Source organism: Harryflintia acetispora (assembly GCA_004340125.1).
Classification (GTDB): Bacteria; Bacillota; Clostridia; order Oscillospirales; family Ruminococcaceae; genus Harryflintia; species Harryflintia acetispora.
In genome coordinates, this window is sequence record SLUK01000010.1 from 61,747 (window position 1) to 74,597 (window position 12,851).

The following is a 12,851-nucleotide window of genomic DNA, read 5'->3' on the forward strand; positions in this document are numbered from 1 at the left end:
TGATAGAGGCAAACCGGAAAGGAAGAATAGAAAATGCCGCAGGAATGTGAAAAGCTCTACTACGCCGACAGCCTGCTCACCCGCTTTGAGGCGGTGGTGACCGGCTGCGAGGAACATGACGGCAGCTATCTCATCACCCTGGACCGCACCGCCTTCTACCCCGAGGGAGGCGGCCAGCCCGCCGACCGCGGAAGGCTCGGCGGGGCGGATGTTCTGGACGTGCACGAGCGGGAGGGCAGAATTTTGCACACCGCCGGGTGCGCGCTGCCTCCCGGACAGGCCGTCAGCGGAGAGATCGACTTTTCCAGGCGGCTGGACCATATGCAGCAGCACACCGGGGAGCATATCGTCTCCGGGATCGTCTACCGCCGGCTGGGGCTGCGAAACGTCGGCTTCCATCTCGGGCAGCGGGAGGTGACCCTGGACTTCGACGGGGAGATCGGGGAAAAGCTCCTCGGCGAAATCGAGCTTGAAGCGAACGAGGCCGTCTGGAGGGACCTGCCCGTCACCGCCTCCTGGCCAAAGCCGGACGAGCTGCAAGACCTCGATTACCGCAGCAAGAAGGAGCTCTGCGGCCCGGTGCGGATCGTCACCATCCCGGGGATCGACGTTTGTGCCTGCTGCGGCACCCACCTGCCCCGCACCGGGATGGTGGGCGCCATCCGCCTCGCAGGCGGCCAGCGCTACAAGGGCGGCACCCGGGTGACCCTTTACGCCGGGGGCCGGGCGCTGCGCGACTATGGGGAAAAGGACCGGACCGTCGCTTCCCTTTGCGCCCTGCTCTCCCAGAAAAGCGACGCGCTCGAGCCGGCCGTGCAGCGCCTGCTTTCGCAACAGCAGGAGGAAAAAGCGCGGTGCGCCCTCTGGCAGGAGCGCTGCTTTAAGGATGAAGCCGACGCCCTTCCCGCGGGAGTGGGCACGGTCGTGGCGTTTTGGGAGGGGCTCTCGCCGGACGAGGTGCGCCGCTGCGCCCTCTCGCTCATGCAGCGCGCCGAAACGGTACTCGCCCTTTCAAGGGACGGGGACGCCTGGCGGTACGCCGCCTGCAGCGCGAAGGAGGACATGCGCCCGCTCGCCAAGAGCCTCGGCGAAGCCTTCGGCGGCCGGGGCGGCGGCAAGCCCGAGCTGGTGCAGGGCTCGCTGCAGGGCGAATGTGAGGCGCTGCGGGACTTTGCGCTGCGCCGGCTGCCGGGCGCTTATCTCTTGTCCCACATCTAAAACCGACCCGCTACGGAGGTACCCATGAGCCTGATAATCGATTGTCTCAAGAACTTTCTCCTCAGCAACCTCGGCCTGTTTTTGCAGCTGGCCGTCTGCGCGATGACCGCCGGGCTGACCCTGCTGCTCTACCGGCCTGTGACGCGCCTCCTTTTTAGGCTGCTGCGCGGCCTCTCGTCGCGCGCCAGGAGCTCTCTGCCCCAAAAGCTCTGCGAGGCGTTCGAGCGCCCGGCGGCCACCTTTTTGCTGCTGCTGGGGTTCTATCTCGCCGCCGTCAGCATTGCCTGGGGCGGCGAAAGCGCGATCCTCTCCTACCATACCTTCTGCCGCACCCTGCTGCGGGTGTCGATCATCGCCTGCGTCACCTGGGGGCTGGTGCGCCTGATCTCCCCGGACAACCTCAGCCTGAGCCTCGGCGGCGGGCGCACCGAGCGCATGAGCAAGACCTTCTCCATCTTCTTCACCCGGATTCTGCGGATCGTGGCCGCCGCCTTCGGGGTGGTCATCATCATTGGGGAGCTGGGGTACAACGTCGGCGGGCTGATCACCGGGATCGGGCTGGGCGGCCTGACCATCGCCCTGGCGGCCCAGGACTGGGCCTCGAACCTCTTCGGCGGGATGGTGATCCTCTTGGACAAGCCCTTCGAGGTGGACGACTGGATCCAGGTCGAAGGCTCCCTCGAGGGGGTGGTGGAGGACATCACCTTCCGCTCGACCCGGGTGCGCACCTTCGATAATTCCCAGGTGGTGGTGCCCAATTCCCTGCTCGCCCAAAAACCGATCACCAACTGGTCGCGCATGGAGAAGCGCAAAATTTCCTTCGACCTGTCGCTGGCCTATTCCTCCCCGCCCGAAAAAATGAAAGAATGCGTCGCGCAGATCCGCGACCTGCTGCAGACCACCGAAGGGGTCAACCAGGACACCGTGTCGGTCACCTTCAACGAGTTTTCAGACAGCGCGCTGCTGCTGCGGGTCTACTACTTCACCGACCTGACCGGCTATGCCGACTATATGCGCTTCAAGGAGAAGATCAACTTCGCCATCATGGAGATCGTGGAGAAGCTGGAATTGCAATTCGCCTTCCCCACCCGCACCGTTTATCTTCAGTCCGAAGCGCCGCAGGAAAAGGAATAACCAAAGGGGCTGGCGGGAAAATCCCCGCCAGCCCTTTTTATCATGCCTTTTGATTGACCACGTTCTGCGGCCGCCCCTCCAGAAAGCAGCGCAGGTTCTCCACGCACACCCCGATCAGCCGCGCGCGGGTTTCCCGCGGGGTCCAGGCCACATGCGGCGTGACGACGCAGCGCGGGTGCCGCGCCAGGGGATTGTCCTCCTTCGGCGGCTCGCTGGAAAGGACGTCCAGCCCCGCGGCGTAGAGCTTGCCGCTGTCGAGTGCCGCGGCCACCGCCGCCTCGTTTAACACCGGCCCGCGGGAGGTGTTGAGCAGGACCGCCCCGTCCTTCATCCGGGCGAGCTCCCGCTCCCCGATCAGCCCGCGGGTCTCGCTCGTCAGCGGGCAGTGCACCGAAACGACGTCGCTGCGCTCGAGCAGGTCGTCGAGATCGCAAAAGTGCAGGTTCTCCCGCTCGAGCGAGCGGTCGGGATGGCGGCGGTAGCCGAGCACATCCATCCCGAAGGCGTTGGCCAGCTGCGCCACCCGATACCCGATGTCCCCCATCCCGACGATCCCCATCGTCTTGCCGCAAAGCTCGAACGAGCGGTGTTCCGCCACAAAGGGGTCGAGCGGGCTTCGCCAGTTCCCGGCGTGTACATGGGCGCTGAGAGTGCTCACCCCGCAGGCGATCTCGAGCAGCAGCGCGAAGGTCAGCTGCGCCACCGCTTCGGTCGAATAGGCAGGCACGTTGCAGACCGTCACCCCAAATTCGCCGGCAGCTTCGAGATCAATCATGTTGTAGCCGGTGGCGGTGATCCCGATAAAGCGCAGGTTCGGGCAGCGCGAGAGCACCTCGCGGTCGATCACCACCCGGTTTAGAAAGACGGCCTCGGCGTCCCCGATCCGCTCTGCCGCTTCCCCGCGCGCGGTGGCCGGGTAAGAAACCACCTCTCCAAACTGCCGCAGCGCCTCAAAATCCAGGTTTCCCCGGCAGACGAGATACTCGTCCAGAATTACGATTTTCATCTTGACACCCTTTCCCCTTGAATTCTTCCATTATATTCCTGCCACTAAAAATTTTCAAGCATTCTGGCGCCCCTTTCCCCCGCGCACTATTGACAAGCGGGAGTGCCCCATGATAAGATGAACTGTACTAATACATATAATACAGTTTTGTGAATGCCCTGTGAATTTTTCGTGATTGTTGCAGGAACTTTCCCTTTCTTCGACACGATATACGGGAAGCATTTTTTGGAAAGGAGGCGGACGGTTGGAGCAGCCCATCATCGCCGTAAAAAACCTGCGCAAGGTGTATAATCTCGGGAAGGAAAAAGTGGTCGCGCTCGACTGTATCAATCTCGAGATCCCGAAGGGGCAGATCTGCTGCATCCTCGGCACCTCGGGCTCGGGCAAGAGCACCTTCCTAAACCAGCTCGCGGGGCTCGAGAAGCCCACCAAGGGCGGGGTGTACATCAACGGGACCAACATATCGAAGCTCAGCGAGCGGCAGCTCGCCAAGTTCCGCCAAAAACACTTGGGCTTTATCTTCCAGTCCTATAACCTTCTCCCGGCGCTCACCGCGCTGGAGAACGTCTCGATGCCGCTGATGTTCCGCGGGGTCTCCAAACGAAAACGGGACAAGCGCGCCAAGGCTATGCTCGACGCGGTGGGCCTGAAAGGCCGGGTGCGCCACAAGCCCACCCAGATGTCGGGCGGCCAGCAGCAGCGCGTCGGGATCGCCCGCGCCTTCGTGACCAAGCCGGACCTCATCTTCGCCGACGAGCCGACCGGGAACCTGGACACCAAGACCACGGTCGAGGTCATGCGGCTGATGGTGAAGATGGCGCACGAGAACAACGAGACGCTGGTACTGGTCACCCACGACAGCGAGCTGGCCCAGTTCACCGACCGGATCGTCACCCTGATCGACGGGAACATTGTCAGCGACCGGCTCAACGACGCGCACCCGGAGGACTATAACCCCTACGCCCAGGAGCAGGAGCTGGCGGGGGAGCATACGGCCCAGGAGCCGGCGGGGCTGCCGCAGCCGGACAATCCCGGGCCGACGGCCGGGGAGAGCCGGGAAGAACACGAGGATTTGCAGGCGGGGGCGCCTGATACCAATATTGCGGGGGAAGAAGAAAGATGAAACAGAAAACCAGAATGATCTTAAAACGTGTGCTGCCGCTGATTCTCGCCGTGGCGATGGTGCTGGGCGTTTTTTCGGGGCTGCTGGCCACCGTGGTGGGCGCGGCGGACAAGGACGTCAATGAAAACGTGCGCCCCGGCTATGTGGAGCTGCGGGACCTCTATTTGGTGGAGGACGAGGGGGACCGCGACGCGGCCTCCAACCCGAAATACGGCAACAGCTACTACGCCAGGCTGGAGCTTCGCATCACCCAGAAAGGCCGCGAGGCCGGTATCAAGGTGGATGGCGACAATCCCAACTTCAAGGTGACGGCCGACAACGACTACGCCTACTTCGAGTCCAAGAACAGCAAGGATGATTTCAAGTTCTATGAGACCACCAACGCAAAGGACGACCGGCACGTCTTTTACCTGGGCGTGCGCCCGCACGAGGGGAACCGCACCTTCCGCGCCATGGTCAAATATGAGGACGACAGCTATGACATCCTCTCGCGCAACCTGACCGAGCTGCCCTATTCAAGCAGCTACGACGACGATGACGATTCGGGCAGCGGAACCCGGCGCACCAGCACCAACAGCAGCGATGACGACGACAAGGAGGTCGCCGAGGACACCATGACCCCGAAAATCCTCATCACCGACTACGAGGCGCCCGATTCGGTCCAGTACGGCGAGGAGTTCAAGGTCACCATCAAGTTCATGAACAACTCCAAGAAAAAGGCGATCGAGAACATGTCCATGACCATTACCCCGCCCGAGGGGGTGTCGATCGTCAACGGCACCAACAAGCGCCACTACATAACCATCCCGCAGCGGCAATCCACCACCGAAACCTTCCACTTCAAGGCGAGCAAGGACCTGAAGCTTGAGAGCATCCCGATCGCGGTCAAGTTCGACGGGCAGTACAAGGTGGACGGCAAGTACAGCGGCGTGGTCGCCTCGGAGGAGACCATCTACGTCTCCTCCATCCCCAAGCCCGAGGAGGAGGACGAGGAGAAGCAGGGGCGCATCTCCCGCTTTGAAATCCTCAACATCACCCCGCCCGATTCCCTCTTCCCGAACGAGGACGGCTACCTGACCGTCAAGGTGATCAACAAGGACCTGGTCTCGGACGCGGCCAACGTCCAGCTGACCATTTCGGGCAACGACCTTGTCAACAACGGCGCCACCGAGTACCATGGTGCGCTGGCCCACTCCTCCCAGGCGGAGATCGAAATCCCGGTGCAGTTCGCACAGTCCGGCACCTTCACCTGTGAGGCGATCGTCACCTATGAGGACCGCGACGGCAAGAATGAGGACGGCACCGACCGGGTGCGGATCAACGATGTGAAAAAGGAGTTCACCGTCACCGTGCAGGAGCAGCCCGAGGAGCCCTCAATGGACGATTTCCCGCCCGACGTGACGGTCGGCGGCGAGATGGACGGCATGCAGCAGGGGCTAAGCCCTCTAATGATCGCCCTGATCGCCGTGGGCGGCGTGATAATCCTGATCGTGGTAATCCTCGTCGTGCGCCGGGTCCGCAAGAAGAAATCGGGAGACGACGATGAAGATATTTGATAAAATCTCGATGTGCATGCGCAACCTCTGGCGGCGCAAGATGCGCACCGCGCTCACGGTATTCGGGGTGGTCATCGGCACCTGCGCCATCGTGGTGATGGTGTCGCTGGGCGTCGGGATGGACAAGGCGCAGACCGAGATGATCGAGGGGATGGGCAACCTGACCCTGATCCAGGTCTATCCCGACTACGGCATGAGCGAGGGGCCGGGCGGAGTGGTCAAGGAGCCGCCCAAGCTGAACGCCGAATCGGTCAAGAAGCTGCGTGCCATCCCGGGGGTGAAGGCGGCGACCGCCATGCAGTACCTCTGGGGCGACGAGGTGGTCTTCCAGGTGGACGAGCGCTACCGTTACCGAGGGCAGATCATCGGGATCGACATCGCCTCGATGCCGGCGCTGGGCTATGCCCTCGCCGACGGGCGCTTTCCCACCAAGTCGGAATACAAGGACGCGGTGATCATCGGGGCGAAGGTGCCCTACCAGTTTGTCGACACCAAGCGCAAGCGGGACAACCGGGTCTCCCCCTACCCCGACCAGTACGGACGGGTCAAGGACCCGTTCGTGGATTTCAGCAAGGACCGGCTCTACGCCAACATCGGCAAGCAGGACGACGACGATGACCGCAGTGGACGGGAAAAGGTCCCCACCGGGAACGGCAGCTACCCGGTCAAGGTGGTGGGCACCCTCAGCGGCGACGACGAGGCCATGAACCGGGACTTCGACATGGAGTACGCCATCTATATGGACATCGACCGGGTCCAGGCGCTGCAGAAGGAATACAACAAGAAAAACAAGGTTCGCGGCCAGACCGACCAGGAATACCAGCAGGTCTATGTGATGGCCGATTCCCTCGACTCGGTGGACGAGGTCCAGGACTCCATCAAGGCGCTGGGGTTCCAATACTGGTCGCTCTCCTCCCAGCGGGAGGAAATGCAGAAAAGTACCCAAACCATCCAGATGATCCTCGGGGGCCTGGCGGGCATCTCGCTTTTGGTGGCAGCGCTGGGGATCACCAACACCATGATCATGTCCATCTATGAGCGCACCCGGGAGATCGGGATCATGAAGGTGCTCGGCTGCGAGGTCGGGAACATCCGCTCGATCTTTTTGATGGAGGCCGGGTGCATCGGGCTGCTCGGGGGCCTGGTCGGCGTCGGGATCAGCTATGCGATCTCATTCGGGCTCAACTTCATCATGAACAACGCCGCTATGAGCGGCGACGGGAGCGGCATGGGCGGTATGATGGGCGGCATGCTCTACGGCTGGGACCAGGGCGGCATGACCCAATATTCGATTATCCCGCCCTGGCTGGTGGCGGGCGCGATGGTTTTCGCCATCTGCATCGGCCTCTTCTCCGGCTTCTACCCGGCCAACCGCGCGGTGAAGATCAGCGCGCTGGAGGCGATCAAGCATGAATAGCGGCAGGCTGCCGCCCCCAATTCGCGCAGGCTCTGAAAAGCAGGCCGGCGGTGCGCGGCCCGCGCTGAAAATATTGATGTGCTCCGTCAGGGTTCTGGCGGAGCATTTCTTCTTATGGGCCAACCGCCGAAAAGCTCATTTGGATGGACGTGAAAATAATGACAATAACGAAATATATGCCCTGAATCGAACTCGTCCGCCTGCTCCCCCGCTTCCAGCCGTAAGAGGAGCGATTCTTCCATCCCCACGATATTTGCCATCTCTTTGACAGAGAGCCCCGCCTCCAGCCGGAGGAGTCTTATATTGCAGAGGAGATTTTGCATGTATCTTTCGTTTTCTTCAGAAATTTTATTACTCATGTTAATTACTCCTTTGTTTTTCTGGCGCCGAAGTAATCATATCACGACAAAACATAAATTGTGGAAAATAGGACTATATGTCCTAAAAAACATGCACAAGCTATCAAGGGTTTATTTAAGCAAACTGCCTATATGCCCAAACGGAGTGAATGCTTTTACGGACGGCAATGGTCCCATGCCCGATGAGCAACCTTTAACCCCCTTCGCGGGAAAAGGCCCCCGAAGGGGGTGCAATCGTTATTGCCATCAGTTGCCTTCGCGGGCTTCGCATTATATGGCGAGTGTAAAACGTATATAGTCCGCGCGTGGTCGCGCGCGAGAGGGAACATAAAAAGAGGGGGATACTTCCCCCTCTTTTTCGTCTTTTCCGTCCTCTTTTCCACGTGGAAAAGAGGACTCGTCGGGCGTGGGGCCATTGCCTCCTTCGGAGGCATTCACCCCGCAAACTCACCACCGGTCTGGGACCAGGGGAAAGGCGGGGCACTCTGCCCCGCAAGAAGATGGCGGCCCGCCGCCATGGGGAAACCCCTTGATAGGGTTTCCCCATGCAAAAACCTTCCACTGGAAGCTTTTTGCTCCCCTTCCTGATCCGAAGGGGGATTCCGTCAAGACGAGTGTCAGCTAACCGGAAAAGGTCGCGGGCGCTGCCCGCACCCGCTCAAGGATCGAAGACCCTTGAGAATCCCAATACTTGAAAATTAAACCGAAAGGGGGTACACGGGGGAAAACGGCTCGTTTCCAGCCCGTGAGGCGCACACACGCGCCAGCGTGCGGCATTTTTGGTCGGGCGCCAAAAATGCGTGCGCCTAGCTGCCCGCACCCGCTCAAGGATCGAAGACCCTTGAGAATCCCAATACTTGAAAATTAAACCGAAAGGGGGTACACGGGGGGAAACGGTTCGTTTCCAGCCCGTGAGGCGCACACACGCGTCAGCGTGCGGCATTTTTGGTCGGGCGCCAAAAATGCGTGCGCCTTACTCTTTGACCGCACCCGCCGTCAGGCCGGCAACGATATGCTTTTGCACCAGGAAGAACATCACCGTCACCGGGATGAGCGTCACCGTCGCCGCGGCGGTCATCTGCCCCCAGTCGATGTCGTACTTCTGCACGAAGTTCATCAGGCCAGCCGGGATGGTGCGCAGGTTCTCCGAGTTAATCATCATGATCGAATAGAACAGCTCGTTCCAGCAGCCGGTAAAGGCGAAGACGAAAACCGCCACGATCCCCGGCAGCATCACCGGCAGCACCACCCGCAGCACGCTCTGGAAGCGGTTGCACCCGTCGATCTGGGCCGCCTCCTCCAGCGAAACCGGAATCCGTTTAAAGAACGAGGACATGGTGATCATACAAAACGGCACGTTCGAGACCGTGTAGCTGATGATCAGCGACAGCAGGTTGTCGATCAGCCCGACCTTGCTGTAGAGGATGAACATCGGGATGATCGCAATCACCAGCGGCACCATCTGCGAAACCAGGAAAATTCCCATGATCAGGTTCTTGAAACGGAACTGGTAGCGCGAGAGGGCGTAGCCGCCCAGGATGGCGATGATCAGCACCAAAAGCGAGCTGATGATGGTCACATAAGCGCTGTTGCCGATAAAGACGTCAAAGCGCGTCTGCTTGAAGGCGGTGATATAGTTTTGTACCGTCGGCTCGGCCGGCCAGAAATGGATTTCGGGACTGTTGATCTCCTGGCGGGACTTGAACGAGGTCAGCACCAGCCAGTAAAACGGGAAGATGGTGGCGAAGAGAAAGATTGCCAGCAGTACGAAGCGCAGGAGCTTCACGAGAAACTGTTTCACCTTCATCAAAAATCACCCGCCTTTTCGTAGCTGGTCAGCTTGAGGTAGAGCATGGCGTAGATGAGCAGCACCTCCATCATCAGGATTCCCGCCGCCGCGCCGTAGCCGAAGTCCATGCTGTAATAGGCCTGGTTGAAGACGTACAGCGGGAGGATGTTGCTGGTGTTCGCCGGACCCCCGGCGGTGGTGATATAGATGATATCCGGGGAATTGAAGACCCAGATGACCCGCAGCAGCAGCGTCACCGTGATGGTGGGGCGCACATAGGGGATCATCACCTTGAAAAAGGTCTGGGTGGCCGAAGCGCCGTCGATCTTGGCGGATTCGATCACATCCACCGGGATGGACTGCAGCGCCGCCAGGATCATGATCCCGAAGAAGGGCACCCCGTACCAGATCATCCCCACGATGGGCACGATCATGGAAAAGGTCTCGCTCCCGAGCCACGAAACCGGCGCATCGATCAGCCCCAGGGACTGCAGCGCAAAGTTGATCACGCCGTTGTGCTGGCTGAACAGCCACTTGAAGGTCAGCCCGATCAAAAAGCCGGACACCGCCCAGGGCAGGAAGGCCACCGACTGGTAAAGCCCCTTGCCGCGGAACTGCGAGTTGAGCAGCATGGCCAGCGTGAAGCCCAGCAGGAACTGGAAGAAGACCACGACCACCACCCAGATGATCGAGTTTTTGACGATCAGCCACAAATCCGGGTTGGAAAAGAGCTTTTGATAGTTCTCAAGGCCGTTAAAATGGATGTCATTGGGGGTCAATAGATTATAGTTGAGGAAGGAGAGCCGCACGCTGTAGAGCAGCGGATATCCCATCAGCAACACGATCAGCAGCAGGCCGGGCGCGAGCAGGAGATAGGGCTCCCACTTACGCCAGTTGCGCTTCTTTTTCGCTTTCATCGCTCATTCCCCTTCCGGATAGGTATCGTCTCTCCCAAGATCCAGGGTGAACTCGCTGCAAATCCTCCCAACGTCCCGGCCGTTGTCGTTGATGAGGATCCCCGGCTCCATCGCCTCGATCTTTTCGATGGTCTCCCGGTTCTCGTAGTGCAGCTCGCGCAGGATATGCGCCACCACCACCCCGAGGTTCTGCTCGCTGCCGTCCCCCACCTTGAAGGCGATCCCCAGCCGTTCACGGCGCAGGCCGATCGCATAGACCCCCCTGGCGCCGTCCTTGGCGATGATGTTGGGGTCCTCGTTGAGCAGGGTGCATAAAAATCCGTAACCCCTTATCGTCTCGGGATATTTGCTGACGGCTCCGGTCAGCGCCTGCACCGCCGTGCGCACGCCCGGATCTTCGATCAGGTCGGGACAGGCGAGCTTTAAAAATGAGAGCGCCATGTTGCGCATGGGCACCGCGAAGACCGGCACCCCACAGCCGTCCACCCCGGTCTGGATCCGGTCGGCCGGATACTCCGAAAAGGCGGAGATATAGTGCAGCACCTCCTGCTGGGCGCGGCTGCTGAGTTTCCAGTAGTCGTGGTAATCTTCCCCGAGCTCACGCGAAAGGAGCATGAGCGCCACATGCTTGCCCGAGCAGTTGTGCAGCGCCTTGCGCGGCGGGATACCCTCCTGGATCATCCGCCGGTATTCCTCCTGGTCCGCCGGATAGGAGGGGAGCATGATCATGTCCTCCTCTTGAAAGCCGGCCTTCTGTAACATGCTGAGGATCATCTCCCCGTGGAAGGCCTGCCCGGCGTGGGAGCCGGCCATCAGGGCCATCTCCCGCTCGGTGAAGCCGTAGCGCTGCGGCAGGCCCCGCACCACCACCGGCAGCGCCTGGATCGGCTTGGTGGCCGAGCGGTAATAGGTGACCTTGTCGATGTCCCCGCCCGCGGCGAGCACCCCGCCGTGCTCATCGACAACGCAGAGCCGCCCCTCGTGGCAGCACTCCAAAAGATTTCCCCGATACTCGTTGATCAGAGAAAATGACATATCGTATTCCTCCCATTTCCCGCCCGCCGGGCAGCCGTGCCCGGATGGGCGGGGTTAAAAGATGTTATCTTCGATTAATTGGTCCACATACCGCTCCTGGGAAAGCTGGGCGATCCCCAGGATTCCGGACATCCCCCGGCTTTTTGTGCACAGCAGCTGCAAATTCCCCCGCAGGGGCTCGTAGAGCAGGTCGCCCAGATGCTGCTGCGCCAGCTCGAAGAGGAAGGGATAGCTGCGGATCAGCTCCCCGCCCAGGATGATGGTCTGCGGATTGTGCATGCACCCAAGGTTGTTGATCGCCACCGCCAGGTAGGTGGCGGTCTGCTCGATCAGCTCCCGGGCCCAGGGCGTTCCTTCATGGTAGCAAGCAACCAGCTGGCGCATCGATTTGATCGCGGGGTCCTTCATGCGCGCGCGCTGCAGCACCGAGTTTTCCCCGATGAAGGTCTGCAGGCACCCGCGGCGCCCGCAGCTGCACTGCAGGCCCTGAAGCTCGATGATGGTGTGCCCGATCTCGCCGCAGATGTCGCTGTCCCCCTCGACCACCCGTCCGTCGAGCAGCATCGAGGAGCCGACCCCTTTGCCCACCGAAAGGTAGGCCACCGACTTCTTATCCAGGCCCAGACTCTGCGCCTCGCCCAGAATCTGGGCGTCCACGTCGTTGTGGATCGCCACCGGCAGCGAGAGGGCCTCCTCCAGCAGCGCGGCGATCGGGACCTCCTTCCACCCCAGCTGGGGGGCGAAGCGCACCATCCCCGCCGCGTGGTCCACGATCCCGATGACCGTCGCCCCCGCGCAGACGACTTCCTTCTCCCCGGGCAGCGCCGCACAGAGCTCCAGAAGGCTTTTATGTACCAGCTTCGCGTACTGCTGCGGGGTGTGCTCCCGGCAGACGATGGCGTACTCCCGCTGGCAGAGCACCTCCCCCTTGTAGTCCACGATCCCCGCGCGCAGCAGCGAGGGGGCAATGTCCACCGCAAAGCAGAGCGCCGCGTCGGACACGATGTCCAGCAGGATCGCCTTGCGCCCGACCTTGGTGGAAAAGGGGGTGGTCTCGCAGACCACGCCGGTCCGGATGAGGTCGGAGACGATCCGGGTGATGGTGGCCGAGCTCATCCCGGTCAGCCGCGCGATTTCCACCCTTGAGAGCGGCCGCTTCTCCCGGATGAGGTCCAGCACGACCCGGGTGTTGTGGATTTTTGTATATGCTTGATCCTGCGTGGGCTGAATCATCGTACTTGCCTCCAAAGCCGCCGCGCCTGCCGGCGCCGTGATGTCGTCAGAATTTTACATATTT

At 61.0% G+C, this 12,851-nt stretch carries 11 protein-coding genes; 5 read left to right on the top strand and 6 right to left on the bottom strand.

Annotated features, from left to right (window positions below; translation table 11 throughout):
- Positions 1 to 33: 33 nt before the first annotated feature.
- Both EDD78_RS11050 and EDD78_RS11055 read left to right on the top strand, forming a co-directional pair.
- A complete protein-coding gene (locus EDD78_RS11050) occupies positions 34 to 1,218 on the top strand; it encodes an alanyl-tRNA editing protein (protein ID WP_132084967.1) in 1,185 nt (394 codons plus the stop codon).
- Between the two features lie 24 nt (positions 1,219 to 1,242).
- Positions 1,243 to 2,352: a mechanosensitive ion channel family protein gene (locus tag EDD78_RS11055; protein WP_132084968.1), complete on the top strand. Its 1,110-nt coding sequence runs from the start codon at positions 1,243 to 1,245 to the stop codon at positions 2,350 to 2,352.
- 40 nt (positions 2,353 to 2,392) lie between these two features.
- Here EDD78_RS11055 and EDD78_RS11060 read toward each other — a convergent pair whose 3' ends face one another.
- Entirely contained in the window at positions 2,393 to 3,358 is a 966-nt protein-coding gene (locus EDD78_RS11060; RefSeq protein WP_132084969.1) for a D-2-hydroxyacid dehydrogenase, read from the bottom strand.
- Positions 3,359 to 3,602: 244 nt separating this feature from the next.
- On the opposite strand from EDD78_RS11060, the gene EDD78_RS11065 reads away from it, so the two are divergent.
- Genes EDD78_RS11065 through EDD78_RS11075 form a run of 3 tightly spaced genes read left to right on the top strand, consistent with a single transcriptional unit; the run spans position 3,603 to position 7,454 of the window.
- Positions 3,603 to 4,481: an ABC transporter ATP-binding protein gene (locus EDD78_RS11065; RefSeq protein ID WP_117507895.1), complete on the top strand. Its 879-nt coding sequence runs from the start codon at positions 3,603 to 3,605 to the stop codon at positions 4,479 to 4,481.
- On the top strand, positions 4,478 to 6,037 hold the full coding sequence (locus EDD78_RS11070) for a COG1361 family protein (protein ID WP_132084970.1): 1,560 nt from the start codon (positions 4,478 to 4,480) through the stop codon (positions 6,035 to 6,037). The genes EDD78_RS11065 and EDD78_RS11070 overlap by 4 nt, the downstream gene beginning before the upstream one ends.
- Entirely contained in the window at positions 6,024 to 7,454 is a 1,431-nt protein-coding gene (locus EDD78_RS11075) for an ABC transporter permease (protein WP_132084971.1), read from the top strand. The genes EDD78_RS11070 and EDD78_RS11075 overlap by 14 nt, the downstream gene beginning before the upstream one ends.
- An 86-nt stretch (positions 7,455 to 7,540) precedes the next feature.
- Here the strand turns inward: EDD78_RS11075 and EDD78_RS11080 are convergent, their stop codons facing one another.
- The 5 genes from EDD78_RS11080 to EDD78_RS11100 all read right to left on the bottom strand — a co-directional run bounded on the left by EDD78_RS11080 (position 7,541) and on the right by EDD78_RS11100 (position 12,787).
- On the bottom strand, positions 7,541 to 7,813 hold the full coding sequence (locus EDD78_RS11080; RefSeq protein WP_132084972.1) for a helix-turn-helix domain-containing protein: 273 nt from the start codon (positions 7,811 to 7,813) through the stop codon (positions 7,541 to 7,543).
- Positions 7,814 to 8,786: 973 nt separating this feature from the next.
- Complete coding sequence (locus EDD78_RS11085) at positions 8,787 to 9,620, bottom strand: carbohydrate ABC transporter permease (RefSeq protein ID WP_286170863.1); 834 nt, start codon at positions 9,618 to 9,620, stop codon at positions 8,787 to 8,789.
- Positions 9,620 to 10,519, bottom strand: a complete 900-nt coding sequence (locus EDD78_RS11090; protein ID WP_132084974.1) for a carbohydrate ABC transporter permease — start codon at positions 10,517 to 10,519, stop codon at positions 9,620 to 9,622. The genes EDD78_RS11085 and EDD78_RS11090 overlap by 1 nt, the downstream gene beginning before the upstream one ends.
- A gap of 3 nt (positions 10,520 to 10,522) precedes the next feature.
- A complete protein-coding gene (locus tag EDD78_RS11095; RefSeq protein ID WP_132084975.1) occupies positions 10,523 to 11,554 on the bottom strand; it encodes an asparaginase in 1,032 nt (343 codons plus the stop codon).
- Between the two features lie 54 nt (positions 11,555 to 11,608).
- Positions 11,609 to 12,787, bottom strand: a complete 1,179-nt coding sequence (locus EDD78_RS11100; RefSeq protein WP_079699938.1) for an ROK family transcriptional regulator — start codon at positions 12,785 to 12,787, stop codon at positions 11,609 to 11,611.
- Between the last annotated feature and the right edge of the window lie 64 nt (positions 12,788 to 12,851).